A 16,905-nucleotide genomic window follows, 5' to 3' on the forward strand; every position below is an offset into this window, starting at 1 on the left:
AAGGTCCCATGTCGTGATCGTGGGGCCTTTTCTTATTTCTGCGTTTGTCCGTGGGAATTTCCGATCAGACTCGTGGAAAGCGGGGCGAATCACCGAGCGGCCGGGCGGGAGCGGCGCTGATGACTGAGACGGAAATCTCAACCGGGGATCTTCTCCTCCTCGTCGTCGTCGCCGTGGTCGCGCTGCTGGCGCTGGCCGTGGCCGCGGGGCTGGTCCGGCAGGTGCTCGCCGCGGGGCAGGGGACCGCCCGGATGCGCGAGATCGCGGGCGCGATCCAGGAGGGCGCGGCGGCCTACCTGCGGCGGCAGTTCCGCACGATCGCGGTCTTCGTCGTGGTGATCCCCTTTGTTCTTCTGCTGCTGCCCGCGGACACGCTCGGGGTGCGGATCGGCAGATCGATCTTCTTCGTCGTCGGGGCGGTCTTCTCGGCGGCCACGGGCTTCGCCGGGATGTGGCTCGCCGTGCGCGGGAACGTCAGGGTGGCGGCGGCCGCGCGTGACCGCGGGGAGCGGGAGGCGACGCGGCTCGCGTTCCGCACCGGCGGGGTGTCCGGGATGGTGACGGTCGGGCTCGGGCTGTTCGGCGCGGCGGTCGTGGTGCTGGTCTACCGGGGGCGGGCGCCGGGCGTCCTCGAGGGGTTCGGGTTCGGGGCGGCGCTGCTGGCGATGTTCATGCGGGTCGGCGGCGGGATCTTCACCAAGGCCGCCGACGTGGGCGCGGACCTCGTCGGCAAGGTCGAGCAGGGCATCCCCGAGGACGACCCGCGCAACGCCGCGGTGATCGCCGACAACGTCGGGGACAACGTGGGCGACTGCGCGGGCATGGCCGCCGACATCTTCGAGTCCTACGCGGTGACGCTCGTCGCCGCGCTCATCCTCGGCACCGCGGCGTTCGGCGCGCAGGGCCTGGTCTTCCCGCTGATCGTGCCCATGGTCGGGGTGCTGACCGCGATCGTCGGGATCTTCGCGGTGGCGCCGCGCGTGGGGGACAGATCGGGCATGACCGCGGTCAACCGGGGTTTCCTGGTGTCGGCGGTCTTCGCCGCGGTGGGGGTCGCGATCGCCGCGTGGTTGTACCTGCCCGGATCATTCGGCGCGCTGGACGGCGGGGTCGGGGCGTCGGGGGATCCGCGGCTCGTGGCCATCGGGGCGGTGCTCCTCGGGATCGTGCTGGCGGCGGCCATCCAGATCCTCACCGGCTACTTCACCGAGGCCGGCCGCAAGCCCGTTGAGGAGGTCACCGAGAGCGCGCGCACGGGGCCCGCGACCGTCGTGCTGTCGGGGGTGGCGCTCGGCCTCGAGTCGGCCGTGTACGCGACCCTGCTCATCGGCGGGGCCATCTACGGGGCCTTCCTCATCGGCGCGGGGAACACCACCGTCGCGCTCTTCGCCGTCGCCCTGGCCGGGACCGGCCTGCTGACGACCGTCGGCGTGATCGTCTCGATGGACGCGTTCGGCCCGGTCTCCGACAACGCCCAGGGCATCGCCGAGATGTCCGGCGACGTCCGGGGCGAGGCGGCCGAGGCCCTGGAGCGCCTCGACGCGATGGGCAACACGACGAAGGCGATCACCAAGGGCATCGCGATCGCCACCGCGGTGCTCGCCGCGACCGCGCTGTTCGGGTCGTTCCGGACGACGGTCGAGGAGGCGCTGCGGACGGCCACGGCCGAGGCCCGCCGAGCGATAGGCCCGGTCTTCACCGAGTTCTCCCTGTCGGTGGACCAGCCGAACGTGCTCGTCGGGCTGCTCATCGGGGCGTGCGCGGTGTTCCTTTTCGCGGGGCTGGCGATCATGGCGGTGGGCAGGGCCGCCGCGAGGGTGGTCCTGGAGGTGCGCGAGCAGTTCCGGACCCGTCCGGGGATCATGGACTTCACCGAGAAGCCGGACTACGGCAGGGTCGTGGACCTGTGCACCCGCGACGCCCAGCGGGAACTGGCCACGCCGGGCCTCCTGGCGATCCTCGCGCCGATCGCCGTCGGGTTCGCGCTCGGGTACGCGCCCCTGGGGGCCTTCCTCGCGGGCGCGATCGCCTGCGGCGCTCTGATGGCGATCTTCCTCGCGAATTCCGGAGGTGCCTGGGACAACGCCAAGAAGGTCGTGGAGTCGGGAAGGCTGGGCGGGAAGGGCTCGCCCGCGCATGCCGCGACGGTCATCGGCGACACCGTGGGCGACCCGTTCAAGGACACCGCGGGCCCGGCGATCAATCCGCTGATCAAGGTGATGAACCTGGTGGCCCTGCTCGTCGCCCCGGCCGTCGTCGCGTCCGCGGGGCGGCCGCTGCTGCGGACGGGGGTGACGGTCGTGGCGGTGGCGGTGCTCGTCACGGCGGTGGTCGCGGCCAAGCGCAGGACGGTCGGCGGGGCGCCCGCCGAGGACGTGCCGGCGTCGGTCTGAGCCCGGGGCCCGGCGCAGGTGGGAGCGGGGTCACCGAGGTTTTCCACAGGCGGTGTCCGGCGTTTCTCCAGGGCGTCTAATCTGGGGCCCATGAGTGGTGCAAAAGGCTTTGCGATGATCTTCGGCTCGATGCTGGCCATCATGGCCGTCCTGTGGCTCGCCGCCGCGCTGGTCGCCCCTTGAACAAGAGGCTGCTGGTCCTGCGGCACGCCAAGGCGGAGGTCGGGTTCGGCCTCGCCGATCACGAGCGTCCGCTGGCGGAGCGCGGCCTGCGGGACGCCGCGGCGATGGGCGCGCACCTCAAGAAGGAGGCCCTCCTCCCCGATCTGGTGCTGTGCTCCACCGCGCTGCGCACCAGGCAGACCCTCGAGGGCCTCGGCCTGGATTGCCCGGTCTCGTTCGAGCGGGGCATCTACAGCGGCGACGGCTACGATCTGCGCACCCTCGTGCAGGTCACCCCCGAGGAGGTCGGCACGCTGCTGCTCATCGGCCACAACCCGGCGGTGCACGAACTCGTCGTGATCACCGGCGACGAGCCCGTCGCGGAGTTCCCGACGTGTGCGCTCGGGGTGGTGGAGCTGGAGAGCTGGGAGTCTCATGGCGGCACGCTGCTCGCCTACCGGACGCCCAAGACCCTGTGATGACCCGCTGTTGAGCCGCGTTCACGCACAATGATCATGTGTGGGGCGGGCTCAGACGAAGGGCGTCGGTCGACTATGGGCTGACCGGGGCGATCGGCGTCGGGCTCCCGCTCATCGTCGGCTCGCTGCTCGGCGCGTTCACCGAGGGCGCCTGGGTCGGTCTCGGCGCCTATCTGCTCGCGCTCGTCGCGCCGAAGGGTCCCTACTCCCTGCCCGCCCGCCGCATGTGGGCGAGCTTCGGCGTGATCGTGGCCGGCGCGTGCCTCGGGGTGCTGGTGGCGGCGGGCGGCCTGTGGTGGTCGGTACCCGTGGTGCCCTCGGTCGCCGCGATCGGCGCGGTGCTGCCCTGGATCGGGATCACCGGCCCGCTGACGGTGCTGGTGGCCGCGACCCAGCCGCACGGGGCCGATCTGACGAATTTCGTCCCCGCGGTGGCCGCGGGCGCGCTGTGGATGCTGCTGCTCATGCTGCTGCCCTTCCGCTGGAGGGTGCAGAAGCAGCTCCGCAACTCCGTGTCGGAGGCGGCCCGGGCGGTCGCCGAGCTGCTGGAGGCGCCCCGCACCGACGAGGCCCTGCGCACGAAGGCGTCGGAGTCGTTCACCGAGGCGCGCCAGGCGCTGGAGCTGACCCGGCCGACCGAGCGGGGCTTGCGCCGGGAGCGGCTGATCGACGCCCTCGTGCGGGTGCTGCACGCGGCGGTGACCCTGCACGGGCTGCTGCACGGGATGAAGGATCCGCCACCGGAGGTGCACGAGGCGGTCGTCTTCCAGGCGGCGCGGCTGCGGGTGCTCGCCGACGCGATCGAGCACAGCCTGCACCTGCCGCCCGCCGAGACGCACACCCTGGACCGGCTCGCCGAGCGGATCGACGAGCTGCGGGCCGAGTGGCGGACCAGGCACGACGCCGGAGAAGGGGCGGAGGAGCTCTACCTGAGGCTGCTGGTGCTGGAGCAGATCCTCCGGCTGGTGCGCCGGGTCGGCGCGGCCGTGGAGTCGGCCGCCAGGCTCGCCGGGAAACTGACCTTCGAGCGGGCGGGCCCCGCGCTGCCCGGGGCGCCGCACCCACTGCGCGGCTGGCGGACCGCGGTCCGGCACGTCGGAGACAGGTCCCCGACCTTCCGGTACGCCACACGGCTGTTCTTCACCACGGCGGTGGCACTCGCGGTGGTGGCGGCACTGCGCCCGCCGTACGGCAACTGGCTGGCGATCTCGGCGATGGTCACCACCCGGGCGACCTACGGGGAGACCCTGGAACGGGCGCGGGCGCGGATCATCGGCGTCCTCGCCGGCGGGGTGCTCGCGGCGCTGGTGCTCCAGCTCGTCCACGACAAGTTCCTGCTGGCGCTCGTGGTGTGCGGGTTCGCGCTGTTGGCCTTCGGGTTCCGCGGCCTCGGGCAGACCACGTGGGTGCTGTTCGTGACGCCCACGATGATGACGCTCGTCGACTTCGCCGCGCCGCTGGGCTGGGAGGTCGCCGCGCTGCGGGTGGTGCTGACCGTCGCGGGTGTGGCGATCGGGCTCGCCGCGGGGCGGCTGCTGTGGCCGCGCGGCGGGCTGCGGATCGACGACCGGGTCAGGGCCGTCCGGCGGGCGCACGCCGCGCTGGTCAGGGCGATGGCCGAGGTGCTCGACCGGGAGAAGGGCGACTACGAAGCCGCCTACAAGGAGGCCCGCGCCACGTCGGCCGAACTGGTCAAGGCCCGCAACCGCCTGGCGGCCGAGCCGACCCCCGACACCGAGCGGATCGCCGCGCTCAAGCGGGTGCTGGACACCGCCCAGCGGGTCAGGGACGACATGGTGACCTTGCGCGGCCTGCTGCCGGAGGAGACCGTCGACCCCGGGCCGATCCCCGAGCTGCTCGACCTCGTGGCCGACACGCTGGAGGAGGGCGGCCGCTGCGACGCCGCCGCGGAACTCGATCAGCTCGACGCGCATCTGTCGCAGCTGGCCAGGGCCCGTAGGGCCGAGGTGCGGTCGGGGGAGCCGGGGGACACCCCGCTGCGCCGCGACCTGCTGCACGCGGCGGCCGTCCGCTCGGCCCTGCGCAGGCTCACCTCGGAGTCCTTCGGCGACCGGGACGAGGACGAGGTGGACGCCGAGACCGCCCGATGACGCCCGGCGCCGGGCCGCGCGGCCTCAGGGCGGCGCGGAGCGGGAGGCCCGGGTCAGGCGCCGTCTTCGGCGTCGGCGGCCTCGACCTCGTCGCGGGAGAGGCCGAGCAGGAACAGGATGGAGTCGAGGTAGGGCACGTTGACCGCGGTGTGCGCGGCCTGCCGGACCACGGGCTTGGCGTTGTAGGCGATGCCCAGCCCGGCGGCCTGGAGCATGTCGAGGTCGTTGGCCCCGTCGCCGATCGCGACGGTCTGGGACACCGGCACCCCGGCCTTGGCGGCGAACTCGCGCAGTGCCGCGGCCTTGCCCGCCCGGTCGATGATCGGCCCGATCACCTTGCCGGTGAGCTTGCCGTCGACGATCTCCAGGGTGTTCGCCGAGGCGTAGTCGATGCCCAGGTCGGCGGCGAGGCCGTCGGTGATCTGGGTGAAGCCGCCGCTGACGATCGCGAACTTGTAGTCGAGCCGCTTGAGGGTCCGCACGAGGGTGCGGGCGCCCGCGGCGAGCTCGATCTTCGCGCCGACCTCGTCGATGGCCGAGGCGTCGAGCCCGGCGAGCAGGGCGACCCGCTCGCGCAGGGACCCGGCGAAGTCGAGTTCACCGCGCATCGCCGCCTCGGTGATCTCGGCGACCTTGTCGAGCTGCCCCGCGTGCTCGGCGAGCAGTTCGATGACCTCGCCCTGGATCAGGGTGGAGTCGACGTCCATGACGATCAGCCGCTTGGCCTTGCGGTGCAGCCCCGCCCGCTGGACCGCCACGTCGACGCCGAGGCCCGCGGCCTCCGAGGCGAGGGCGGCGCGCAGCGACTTGGGGTCCGCACCGGAGATCAGCAGTTCGATCGCGGTGACCGGGTAGCTGCCGAGCTTCTCGATCCGGTCGATGTTGGCCCCGTGCGCGGCGATCCGCCCGGCGATCCCGGAGACCGCGGCGGGGGTCAGCGGGCTGCCCAGCACGGTGACGTGCAGGTGCGAGCGCTTGCGCTTGGCGGACTTGGACCCGCCCGTGGACAGCTCGAAATCCATGTCGAGGGCGTCGGCGACGGTCTTGACGGCCTCCAGGACCCCGTCGACGCTCTCGTCGCCCGAGTGGGAGACCAGGACACCGAGGATGAGCCTGCCGTGGATCACGACCTGCTCGACGTCGGCGACCTGCAGTGGGAAGGCGGCGAGGGTGGAGAACAGCCGGGAGGTCACCCCGGGGCGATCCTTGCCGGTCAGCGTGATGAGCAGCGTACGTTCCATGGCTGGTACCCACGCTACCGGTCCGTCGCCACGAAGCGGGCACCGAGTCCACCATGTGGACGGATGACGTTTTCCCGCCGGCAAGTCATCCATACGCGGTACGGAAGGCGAACAAGGGTCGAACCTGAGACTGATCCGCTCGCGCGCGCGGAGATGTAGCGTCTTACCCATGGGACGACGGGTCCGCGCACATGTCACGGGGGCGACGGTCTCCGGCGGCTCTCCGCGGTGTTCTTCGGGGGGCGTGCCGGTGCCGGGGAAAACGGACTGGCGAACGGTGCGCGATACGCTGACCCACTACTCTGATGCCAGACCGCACGTGGGGTCGTCGGCCGCGGGGGTGGCACGAACCGCCGCAAGGAGATCGTCATCGAAACTGCTATGAACGTCGCAATCAGGTACGCAGCGGGTTCGGACATCGGCTGTAACCGGGAGAACAATGAGGACTCCGGGTACGCCGGTCCCTTCCTGCTTGCCGTCGCCGACGGGATGGGCGGCTACGCGGGCGGCGAAGTGGCCAGCTCGACGGTGATCAACGCCCTGCGCCGCTACGACGCGCCGGTGCCGGAGAACGATCTCCAGGTCACGCTGGCCCGTGCGGTCTCCGAGGTGAACGGCGCGCTCGGCCAGGAGATCGCCGCGCACCCCGAACTGAACCGGATGGGCACCACGCTGACGGCGATGCTGTGGAACGGCACGAGCCGCTTCGCGCTGGCCCACATCGGGGACTCCCGCGCCTATCTCCTGCGCGACGGCGTCCTGTTCCAGATCACCAGCGACCACACGCTGGCGCAGCTCCTGGCCGACGGGGGCGACGCGGGCGAGAACTCCCATCTGTCGCACATGCTGTTCAAGGTGCTCGACGGCGGCCCCGACCGGGAGCCCGATCTCGCGCCGCGCGACGCGCAGATCGGCGACCGCTACCTGCTGTGCTCCGACGGCCTGTCCGGCCCGGTCGGCCCGCAGGAGATCTTCGACATCCTGTCCGAGGAGAAGGAACTGCCGCGCGCGGTGGGCCGCCTGATCGCCGCGGCACGCGACCACGGCGGACCGGACAACATCACCTGTGTCGTACTGGATGTCGTCGAACCGGAACCTCACCCCGAAAACCTGCGTCCCACCATGGTGGGAGCGGTCGCAGGCGCCTGACCATAACGGTCTGGTCCCGCAACGGCCCCGCGGCTTGACGGTTCGCCCTGTCATGCCGGTATAAGGGCCAGTTAAGGACATCAGGTCGGGTGGAGGCATTCATGACGGGGGTCATGGCGATACGCCGGCGTCCCCTCGGAGTCGCCGCCACGAGGGTCACCGCGATGACGGCGGCTGCGCTGCTCGTCGCCGCGGCACACGGGGTCCACGATCCCGGGATCATCTGCCCGTTCAGGGCGCTGACTGGAATCCCCTGTCCCTTCTGCGGCGGCACCACCGTCTTCATCGAGCTCGGATCGGGCCATCCCGTCCGGGCACTCCTCGCCAACCCCCTCGTTTTCCTCGGCGCGATAGTGTTCGCCGTCGCGCCGCTGGGGGTCGAGGACAGGTGGCGCTCGGTGGCTCCGCGGGCACGTGCCTGGCTCTTCGGCACGGCAGTGACGGGATCCGGCATCTGGCAGCTGTTCAGGTGCGGGGTACTCCTCTGACGACGCCCGCCATACCCCCGGCCCTCGCATAACCCCTAGACCTAGGAGAACACCGTGGGAACTCCCCCTCCCTATGACCCGTACGGCCAGCAGCAGCCCGGCTACGGCCAGCAGCAGCAGCCCGGCTACGGCCAGCAGTACCCGCCGCAGCAGCCGCCGGCCTACCAGGCGACGCCGCCCCCCGCCTACCCGGCGCAGCCGGCGTTCCCCGCGGCGGCCCAGCCGCCGCAGCACGGTGTGCCGCAGCAGCGGTACGGCTACGCGGGCGGCGCCATCGGCGACTACGCCCACTGGGGCTCGCGCGTCGCCGCCTACATCGTCGACGGCCTGATCGTCGGTCTGATCCCCGCGATCTTCTACGGCATCGGCATCGGCCTCAGCGCGGGCACCACGACCATCGATGAGTACGGCAATGTGTCTTCCTCCGGTGGCTCGGCGGCCGGCACCCTGCTGATCCTGGTCGGCGCGGTCATCGCCATCGCCGGCGGTCTCTGGCTGGTCTACCAGGAGGGCACCACCGGGCAGACCATCGGCAAGAAGCTGGTCAACATCCGGCTCATCAGCGAGCAGACCTCGCAGCCGATCGGCTTCGGCATGGCCTTCGTGCGCAAGATCGCGCACATCCTGGACGGGTTCTGCTACATCGGCTTCCTCTGGCCCCTGTTCGACGCCAAGAAGCAGACCTTCGCCGACAAGGTGATGAGCACCGTCGTCGTCCGTTCGCACTGACGCGTTCTACGCTGCACCGGGGCGTCCCCTTCGGGACGCCCCGTTCCTTCTCGGGAGGTGGAGGGCATGCGCGAGGGCCTGGTTCTGTCGGGGCGCTTCGAGCTGCGCCGCAAGATCGGCCAGGGCGGCATGGGCGCCGTCTGGGAGGGGTTGGACCAGACCCTGGGCCGCCGGGTGGCGATCAAGACCCTCGCCGTGAGCCCGACGGCCGAGGCCGCGCGACGGCTGCGGGCCGAGGCCCAGATCGGGGCGAGCCTCTCGCATCCCGGCATCACGGTCGTCCATGACATCGGCGAGTACGAGCAGACGCTCTACGTCGTCATGGAGTATCTGGAAGGCCACGACCTCGCTCACGCGCTGAAGGACGGCGGCCTTTCCCGGGACAGGGCGCTGTCGGTGGCGCGCGAGCTGCTGGGCGCGCTCGGCGCGGCGCACGCCCAGGGCGTGGTGCACCGCGACGTGAAGCCCGCCAACGTCATGCTGCTCGACAAGGGCGGCCTGAAGATCCTCGACTTCGGCATCTCCCGGTTCGCCGACTCCACGATGACCGGCTCGGTCATCGGAACCCCGGGCTACATGGCCCCCGAGCAGTTCTCCGGCTCGGACGTGGACGCCCGCTGCGACCTGTACTCCTTCGGCGTCCTGCTGTACGAGCTGTGCACCGGCCGCCTGCCCTTCGACTGCCAGACGCTCCCGGAGTTCGTCACCGCGCACCTGTACCGGGAGCCCGAGCCACCGCGGACGCTGCGCCCGGAGCTGCCCGAGGCGCTGAACCGGCTGATCCTCGACCTGCTGGCCAAGGACCGGGACGCCCGGCCCTCCTCCGCCGAGGAGGCGCTGGCCCGTCTCGAGGCGGTGCGCTTCGACGCCCCCGGGGCGACGTTCGGCGGCCCGCTCTCGGCGGCCCCGCCCGTCACCCCGCCGCCGCAGGCGTTCACCAGGCCGTCGGCGCAGGCCGGGACGCAGCCTCCGGCGAACGCGGGGACCCAGCTTCCGTTCTCGTTCCAGCAGCCGCAGCCGCAGGCACCGCAGTACCCGCAGCACACCCAGCAGCCGCCGCTCCAGCAGGCGCCTTTCGCCCAGTCTTCCCCGCCGCCCGTCCTGCACACGCCGCAGCCGTTCGTGCAGCCGGGCCCTCCCGGCCTGCCGACGGCCCCGTCCGCGCAGGGCTACGGCCACGTCCCGATGCAGCACCAGCCGATGGCCCCGGCCCAGCCGGCGTACCCGCAGCAGCCGTGGGCGGCGGGCCGCCCTCAGGTCCGCGAGCCGTCCTACCTCCGCCGGGCCGTCGCCTTCGGCGTCGACTGGGGGCTGGCGTTCTTCATCGTGGTGATCTTCGTCGGCGTGATGACCATCGGGGGCGACCCGGAGGCCGATCTGACCGACCCGCAGGCCGCCGCGATGCTCATCGTGTGGGCCCTGATCTATCTGCTCTACGGCGCGATGGAGGGGGTGCTCGGCTACTCCCCGGGCAAGGGCCTGCTCCGCCTCCAGGTCGTCGACGAGCGGACCGGCCGAACCCTGGGAGCGGCCCGAGGCGTCGCCCGCGTCTTCGCCCAGATCCTCAACTGGTGGACCTGCTTCATCGGCTACCTCTGGCCCCTCTGGGACCCCAAGAAGCAGACCTTCGCCGACAAGATCTGCACCGCGAAGGTCCTCACCCGCTGACGGCCCCGCTCCGCGCCTGCGCGACCGGGTGACCCGCGCCGCGTCGGGCGGCGGTCAGCGGGCGGGTTCGAAGACCGCGTTGTGAGCGGCCACGTGGGCTCGGCGGATGGCCCGGTCGAGGGTGGTGAGGGCTTCGGCGCGGGCGAGGGCCTGGCGGGAGGTGAGGGCGTGGCCCGCGGTGCGGTCGGCGAGGGTGAGGATGAGGGCCAGGCGGGTGGCTTGGGCATCGACGCGGTGGGCGCGGGCCGGGTAGCCGGGGGCGAGGCCGCTGTCGGCGTCGTCGCGCAGGGCCTTGAGCACCGCGGAGCGCTGGCCGTTGATGTCGTCGATGGTGGTCATGATCTCCGTCACCTCGCGCATGGCGGCGGTGAGGGCGCGGTCGGCCTCGGCGACGGACGGGACGTCGGGCTGCTCGGTGCGGGCGGCGAAGACCCGCCAGGCGGTGCCGCAGTAGGACGAGCCGCGGAGGTCCTCGGTCGGGACCAGGCCGACCGCGGTGCCGTCGAGCAGGGCGACGGCGGCCTCGCCCGCCTCGATGGCCGCGGTGTTGAACTCGGGTGGGCCGGCCAGGCCGAGGGGGTCGCCGGGGGCGGGCAGGGCGAGGCGCAGGCCGGTGAGCCCGGCCGGGCGCAGGCCGGCGAGCCAGGCCCGCAGGGGGACCTCGCCGACCAGGTGCGGGCCGGTGCGCTCGATCGCGTCGACGGCCTGGTCCAGGCCGGTGTGCCCGGTCAGCCAGGCATTGGCCCAGGCGACCAGGCTGGGGGAGAGGCGGCGGTCAGGCATGGCATCAACAGTAACCGGCGTCCCGGTGCTCTCGCGGGACCGGTGCGCACCCTTCCGGCTGCAATAGGGTGGGGCGCGGAGGACTTAATGGGTGAGGTACTGAGGCTTGAGGGCGTCGTGATCCGGCGCGGACAGGCCAGGTTGCTCGATGGCGTCGACTGGACGGTCAACGAGGGCGAACGCTGGGTGGTCATCGGACCGAACGGCGCGGGGAAGACCACCCTGCTCCAGGTCGCGGCCACCACGCTGTATCCGACCGAGGGCTCGGTGCACGTGCTGGGCGAGAAGCTCGGCGAGACCGACGTCTTCGAACTGAGGCCCAGGATCGGCTTCGCCAGCGCGGCGGTGGCCGAGAAGGTGCCGGCGAACGAGACCGTCATCGACCTCGTGCTGACCGCGTCGTACGCGATCATCGGCCGCTGGCAGGAGGAGTACGACTCCTCCGACGTGGCGCGCGCGGTGGAGCTGCTGGAGGCGCTGGGCGCCTCGGAGCTGGTGCGGCGGCGCTTCAACACACTGTCGGAAGGCGAGCGCAAGCGCGTGCAGATCGCGCGGGCGCTGATGCCGGATCCCGAGCTGCTCATGCTCGACGAGCCCGCCGCGGGCCTCGACCTGGGCGCCAGGGAGGACCTCGTGACGCGCCTGTCGCGGCTCGCCGACGAGATCACCGCCCCCGCGATGGTCCTGGTCACCCACCACCTGGAGGAGGTGCCTCCGGGGTTCACCCACGCGATGCTGCTGCGCAGGGGCCAGGTGGTCGCCGCGGGCAAGGTGGACGAGGTTTTCACCGGGCAGAACCTGACGGCCTGCTTCGGGCTCCCGCTGAGCGTGGAGAAGACGAACGGGCGCTGGTCCGCCCGGGCGCTACAGGCTTGAATGTATCCCTAAAGTGAAAATTGGATCCAAACCCCGACCCCGCTGACGGTGTGACCGGCGTCTCTCTCTACGATTCAGGTCCATGACACCGTGGGAAGCCGCCGCGATCCTCGTGGCCGGAACCGCCGCCGGCGGCATCAACGCCGTAGTGGGGTCGGGTTCACTGATCACTTTTCCGACTCTTGTGGCGCTCGGCTACCCGCCGGTCGTGGCGAACGTCTCCAACAACATCGGCCTGGTGCCGGGTTCGATCACCGGGACCTGGGGCTACCGGCGCGAGCTGGCGGGCCGCTCAAAGCTGCTGCTGCGGCTCGGCAGCGCCTCGCTCATCGGCTCGGTCATCGGCGCGATCCTGCTGCTGAGGCTGCCGGACGAGGCGTTCAAGATGATCGTCCCGGTGCTGATCGTCATCGCGCTGGTGCTGGTGGTCGTGCAGCCGAAGCTGAACGGGTGGGTGGCCAAGCGGCGCAAGGAGCCGGTCTCGCACGGCGGCGCCCTGCTGTGGGGGCTGGTGTTCCTGGCCGGGGTCTACGGCGGCTACTTCGGCGCCGCGCAGGGCATCCTGCTGATCTCGCTGCTCGGGATCTTCCTCGTCGACGAGATGCAGACGGTCAACGGCATCAAGAACGGCCTGTCCGGGATCGTCAACGCCGCCGCGGCGATCATCTTCATCCTGATCGCGGACGTGGACTGGTGGGCGGTCCTGCTCATCGGCGTCGGCGCGATGCTGGGCGGCTACCTGGGCGCCTCGGTGGGCCGGAAGCTGCCGCCGTGGGCCCTGCGAACTGTCATTGTTTGTGTGGGTTTGACGGCGATTGCGAATCTCGTCTTCGGGTAGAACTCGAACAGGAGTTCCCCGCGGTGGAGGTGGCACCCGTGAAAGGCGACCGGGTAGAGATCGTCGTCGAGGCGGGCGATGGATCGCCCCGTACCTACGAGGTCGTCGCCACCAAGGCGGGACGGCGGGTGGAGATCGTCAACCGGCGCGGGCTCGTCGAGGTCGCCGAGGTGACCCGGACGGGCACGCCGGTGCGCACCGCCCGGTTCATGGCAGGGCGGGTGGTCGCCCTCGTGGAGTACCCCGCCGCCGACCAGGGCGACGACTAGGGAGCCCTCAGATCGGCCGTACCTGGACTCTGCCGTCCTCCTCGACCCTGGTGTCGAACGCGGTCTGCCGGGCGGTGGCGGGGCCGTCGACGACCGAGCCGTCGGTGACCCGGAAGACGCTGCCGTGCCAGGGGCACATCACGCACGTCTGCCCGTCGACCGCGGTGATGCGGCCCTGGTGCAGGGGGCCGGCCAGGTGGGCGCACGCGTCGGCGAGCACGTGCACGCGGTCGCCCTGGCGCAGCACGAACAGGTCGATGTAGCCGAGGGCGCGGTGCACGGGCCAGCCGTCGGGCAGCTCGTCCAGCGCGCACAGGTCGTGCCAGCCGAGCGGGACGAGATGGGCCGCCGACGGGGCGTGGTTGGCGCCCGCGGCCATCCGGAACGCCAGGTGGCCGCCCAGGTAGGCGCCCGCGGCGAGGGTGCCGAGCCCGGCGAGGGAGAGGATCTTGCCCGTGGCGGTCCTGCCGCGCACCCGGGCCAGCAGGGACGCGCCGAACAGGACGCTCGCCGCGCCCTGGGTCGCGGCGTGCGCGAGCCCGACGCGCTGCTGCTCGCGGTGCAGCGCCGACCAGTCGGCCCAGCCGGTGACGGCGGTGGGCGCCGAGGCGGCGAGCCCGGCGAAGATGAGGGCCTTGCTGGCGCGCTGAGTGCCTGGCAGGAAGTCCAGGAGGACCGCCGAGCTGTACGCGCCGATAGGCAGGTCGGTGAGGGGCGCGTGCGCGGGGTGGCCCAAAGGCACGCCGTGCAGGGTGTTGCGGACGGCGCCGCGCGGCAGGACCCGCTTGACGACCGCGGTGATCTCCCGGATGCGGAGGTCCGCGCGGGAGTCGAGCTCCAGCCGCTCGGCGAGGACCACCGGATGGGCCCGTGAGGCGGCGCGGCGCATGGGCCGGGCCACCCTGTTGATCAGCCTGCCTGCTCTTCCCCGGTTCACCGACTGAGATCCCCTCTGCCGATACTTCCTCGGCCTGTCGGCCGGGCACTTTGAGAACCCGGCTTCGCCGGAGCGCCCGGCCGCCAGGCGAAGCCGACAGTTCCGACAGTAACCCACACGCTCGGTGACGGCGGACGGCGCCACCCGGTCAGCGGGGTGTGGCGGGCGGGGGATACAGGTCGGACCCTCCTGGCCGAATCCTGACAAAGGGCGCTACTCCCCTGGAGTCGCCCCATCGCTTACCGTGGTCGAGGTGGCCCTTCCGAGCCCCCGTCCCCCGACCCTGGTGCAGGCCATGAGCACGCGACGGCCAGACGACGAGACCGAAGCCGCCCGGATCGAGACCGACTTCCCCGGCTGGCGCGCCTGGCGCAGCGGAACCGGCCGCTGGTGGGCCTTCCGCACCGCGAGCCGCCCCCTCAGCATCGACCAGCTCCGCGCGGGCTGCCGCCTGCTCGTGCACGCCGACACCCCCGCCGAGCTGCGGGTGCAGATCCGGGTGGAGATCGTCCGCGCGACGGTCTGATCCGGCGCCGTCCCGTCCCCTCCCAGCGGACGGGACGGGCGCCGGACGCGTCAGCCGACCGGGGTGACGGTGACGGGCACGCCGTTGAAGACCGCGTTGCCCGACAGCACGTCGATGGTCGACTCGTCGGTGAGGGTGTTGGCGCTGACGCCCGCCCGCCCGGCCGGGATGCCGAGCCGGGTCCCCGGCCTGGCGTGGCCCCACCCGTGCGGGAGGCTGACGACCCCGCGCATGATCTCGTCGTTCGGCTCGGCCTCGACCTCCAGCGAGCCCGTCCGGGAGGCGACCGTGACCAGGGATCCCGCGGCGATGCCGAGGTCGGCGGCGTCGTCTGGGTGCAGCCGCAGCGTGCAGGTGTTGGTGCCGCCGGTCAGCCCGTCGATCTGGTGCATCCAGCTGTTGTTGGAGCGCAGGTGGCGGCGGCCGATGAGGACGAAGCCGTCGGACGTCCGGGAGGCGCGCATCCGGTCGACGTCGGCGGCGAACAGGTCGGGGCAGATGTCGATGCGGTCCAGCACGAGGACTTCGGCGAGACGCGGTTCCAGGGGGCCGATGAGCCTGCCGCCGACCAGGTCGTCGAGGGTGACGCCGTAGGGGCCGAGCCGGACCATCATGTCCAGCCGGGTCTCGGCGTTCGGCGGCCCGAGTTCGGCCCGCAGGTCCTCGCGGCCCGCCTTCTTCAAGGTGGACTGGATCACCGTCTCGTCGAGCTGCTCGGGGGTGACGCCGAGGATCTCCCCGGCGATCCGCGCGATGATCTCCGACTCGGCGGGCCGGTCGCCCCGGTCGACGACGGGCGGGGAGTAGCGCGCGTAGTTCTGCACGGCGAACGAGAGCAGCGCGACGTCGTAGTGCGGGGACCGCGTGTGCGGGGGAGGGGGCAGGACGACGTTCGCGTGCGCGGTGGTCTCGTTGAGGTACGGGTCGACGCTGACCATGAACTCGAGGTTCTCCAGCGCGCGGCCGATCCGGTCGCCTCCGGGGGCGGAGAGCACGGGGTTGCCGCCGATGGTGATGAGCGCCTTGATCTGGCCTTCGCCCTCGGTCTCGATCTCCTCGGCGAGCGCGGCGACGGGCAGTTCGCCGTTGGCCTCGGGCAGGCCGCGCACCCGGCTGTGCCAGCGCCCGGTCCGGTAGGGCCGCGAGCGCCTGCCGAAGGAGTGGGCGGCCTTGGGGAACATGACGCCGCCCGGCCGGTCGAGGTTGCCGGTGAGGATGTTCAGCACGTCGATGAGCCAGCTCGCGAGGGTGCCGAACTCCTGGGTGCAGGTGCCGATCCTGCCGTAGACGGCGGCGGTCTCGGCGGCGGCGAGCTCCCGGGCGATCCGCCGGGTGGTCGCGGCGGGGATGCCGGTGAGCGGTTCGGTGGCCTCGGCGGTGAACTCGGCGGCGAGGTGGCGCAGCCGGTCCAGGTTGGCGACCTCGTGCCGCGGCTCGGCCAGGCCGTCGCCGAGCAGGGTGTCGACCAGGGAGAACAGGAACCAGGCGTCGCCGCCCGGCCGGATCGGCACGTGCTCGTCGGCGAGTTCGGCGGTGCGGGTGCGCCGCGGGTCGATGACGGTGATGCGGCCGCCGCGCGCGCGGATCGCCTTGAGCCTGCCGGGGAAGTTCGGCGCCGAGCAGAGGCTGCCGTTGGACTCCAGCGGGTTGGCGCCCAGCATGAGCAGGTACCCGGTCCGGTCGAGGTCGGGGACCGGGATGGCCAGCGGGTCGCCGAAGACGTATCCGGCGGCGACGTGTTTGGGCATCTGGTCGGAGGTGCTGGCGCTGAAGACGTTGCGGGTGCCGATGCCCTTGATGACGGCGGTGCCGTACAGGGATCCGGCGACGCTGTGCGCGCTGGGGTTGCCGTAGTAGACGCCGACGGCGTCCTTGCCATAGGTGTCGATGACCCGGCGGAGGGACCGGCCGACCTCCTGGAAGGCCTCCTCCCAGGTGGCCTCGGCCCCGTCGACGAGGGGGGCGGCGAGCCGGTGCGGATCGTTGTCGAGTTTGCCGAAGCTGGCGCCCTTGGGGCAGATGAAGCCCTTGCTGAACGGGTCGTTCCGGTCGCCTCTGACCTTGGTCACCTTGTCGCCCTCGAGCGTGAGTTCCAGCCCGCACAGGGCCTCGCACAGGGGGCATGTCCTCGTCGCGATGCGGCTCATGCTCGGTATGTAACCACTTACCACGGGGTGTCTGACAGGGTCCGGCACCTGATCCTGGGCCGGCGCACAGTGCCGGGGGCCGCGATTCCGCACCGAGCCAAGGGCGGGT

Annotated in this window: 15 protein-coding genes; 11 read left to right on the top strand and 4 right to left on the bottom strand. The window is 71.9% G+C overall.

Annotated elements, in window-relative coordinates; all coding sequences use genetic code 11:
- Nucleotides 1-119: 119 nt before the first annotated feature.
- The 3 genes from EDD29_RS42785 (at nt 120) to EDD29_RS42795 (ending at nt 5,145) form a co-directional block, all read left to right on the top strand.
- Complete coding sequence (locus EDD29_RS42785; protein ID WP_123669833.1) at nt 120-2,393, top strand: sodium-translocating pyrophosphatase; 2,274 nt, start codon at nt 120-122, stop codon at nt 2,391-2,393.
- 179 nt (nt 2,394-2,572) lie between these two features.
- Entirely contained in the window at nt 2,573-3,034 is a 462-nt protein-coding gene (locus tag EDD29_RS42790) for a SixA phosphatase family protein (protein ID WP_246053308.1), read from the top strand.
- Between the two features lie 38 nt (nt 3,035-3,072).
- Nucleotides 3,073-5,145 carry an FUSC family protein gene (locus tag EDD29_RS42795; RefSeq protein ID WP_123669834.1) on the top strand — a complete coding sequence of 691 codons (2,073 nt, stop codon included), beginning with the start codon at nt 3,073-3,075 and terminating at the stop codon, nt 5,143-5,145.
- A 53-nt stretch (nt 5,146-5,198) separates the two neighbouring features.
- Here EDD29_RS42795 and serB read toward each other — a convergent pair whose 3' ends face one another.
- Nucleotides 5,199-6,386 carry a phosphoserine phosphatase SerB gene (gene serB / locus EDD29_RS42800; protein WP_123669835.1) on the bottom strand — a complete coding sequence of 396 codons (1,188 nt, stop codon included), beginning with the start codon at nt 6,384-6,386 and terminating at the stop codon, nt 5,199-5,201.
- A 381-nt stretch (nt 6,387-6,767) separates the two neighbouring features.
- On the opposite strand from serB, the gene EDD29_RS42805 reads away from it, so the two are divergent.
- From EDD29_RS42805 to EDD29_RS42820, 4 genes are all read left to right on the top strand, one after another.
- On the top strand, nt 6,768-7,535 hold the full coding sequence (locus tag EDD29_RS42805; RefSeq protein WP_123669836.1) for a PP2C family protein-serine/threonine phosphatase: 768 nt from the start codon (nt 6,768-6,770) through the stop codon (nt 7,533-7,535).
- Nucleotides 7,536-7,699: 164 nt separating this feature from the next.
- Nucleotides 7,700-8,023, top strand: a complete 324-nt coding sequence (locus EDD29_RS42810; RefSeq protein ID WP_123671045.1) for a DUF2752 domain-containing protein — start codon at nt 7,700-7,702, stop codon at nt 8,021-8,023.
- Between the two features lie 54 nt (nt 8,024-8,077).
- Nucleotides 8,078-8,752, top strand: coding sequence for an RDD family protein (locus tag EDD29_RS42815; protein ID WP_123669837.1), 675 nt, complete (start codon nt 8,078-8,080; stop codon nt 8,750-8,752).
- A gap of 66 nt (nt 8,753-8,818) precedes the next feature.
- Nucleotides 8,819-10,420, top strand: coding sequence for a protein kinase domain-containing protein (locus EDD29_RS42820; RefSeq protein WP_123669838.1), 1,602 nt, complete (start codon nt 8,819-8,821; stop codon nt 10,418-10,420).
- Nucleotides 10,421-10,474: 54 nt separating this feature from the next.
- Here EDD29_RS42820 and EDD29_RS42825 read toward each other — a convergent pair whose 3' ends face one another.
- Nucleotides 10,475-11,203 carry a hypothetical protein gene (locus EDD29_RS42825; RefSeq protein ID WP_123669839.1) on the bottom strand — a complete coding sequence of 243 codons (729 nt, stop codon included), beginning with the start codon at nt 11,201-11,203 and terminating at the stop codon, nt 10,475-10,477.
- An 87-nt stretch (nt 11,204-11,290) separates the two neighbouring features.
- On the opposite strand from EDD29_RS42825, the gene EDD29_RS42830 reads away from it, so the two are divergent.
- The 3 genes from EDD29_RS42830 to EDD29_RS42840 all read left to right on the top strand — a co-directional run bounded on the left by EDD29_RS42830 (nt 11,291) and on the right by EDD29_RS42840 (nt 13,186).
- Nucleotides 11,291-12,079 carry an ABC transporter ATP-binding protein gene (locus EDD29_RS42830; protein WP_123669840.1) on the top strand — a complete coding sequence of 263 codons (789 nt, stop codon included), beginning with the start codon at nt 11,291-11,293 and terminating at the stop codon, nt 12,077-12,079.
- Between the two features lie 82 nt (nt 12,080-12,161).
- Nucleotides 12,162-12,917 (top strand): sulfite exporter TauE/SafE family protein, encoded by a 756-nt coding sequence (locus EDD29_RS42835; protein WP_123669841.1) that lies wholly within the window; start codon nt 12,162-12,164, stop codon nt 12,915-12,917.
- A 23-nt stretch (nt 12,918-12,940) separates the two neighbouring features.
- Entirely contained in the window at nt 12,941-13,186 is a 246-nt protein-coding gene (locus EDD29_RS42840) for a hypothetical protein (RefSeq protein WP_246053309.1), read from the top strand.
- Nucleotides 13,187-13,193: 7 nt separating this feature from the next.
- Here EDD29_RS42840 and EDD29_RS42845 read toward each other — a convergent pair whose 3' ends face one another.
- The gene (locus EDD29_RS42845; RefSeq protein WP_246053310.1) at nt 13,194-14,123 is read right to left on the bottom strand and encodes a Rieske (2Fe-2S) protein; all 930 of its coding nucleotides are present in this window, start codon (nt 14,121-14,123) and stop codon (nt 13,194-13,196) included.
- Nucleotides 14,124-14,418: 295 nt separating this feature from the next.
- Between EDD29_RS42845 and EDD29_RS42850 the strand changes: the two genes are divergently transcribed.
- Nucleotides 14,419-14,649: a hypothetical protein gene (locus tag EDD29_RS42850; RefSeq protein WP_148086289.1), complete on the top strand. Its 231-nt coding sequence runs from the start codon at nt 14,419-14,421 to the stop codon at nt 14,647-14,649.
- A gap of 50 nt (nt 14,650-14,699) precedes the next feature.
- Here the strand turns inward: EDD29_RS42850 and EDD29_RS42855 are convergent, their stop codons facing one another.
- Entirely contained in the window at nt 14,700-16,796 is a 2,097-nt protein-coding gene (locus tag EDD29_RS42855; RefSeq protein WP_123669844.1) for a molybdopterin-dependent oxidoreductase, read from the bottom strand.
- Nucleotides 16,797-16,905: the final 109 nt, after the last annotated feature.

Origin of the sequence: Actinocorallia herbida, assembly GCF_003751225.1 — a bacterium.
Lineage (GTDB): Bacteria > Actinomycetota > Actinomycetes > Streptosporangiales > Streptosporangiaceae > Actinocorallia > Actinocorallia herbida.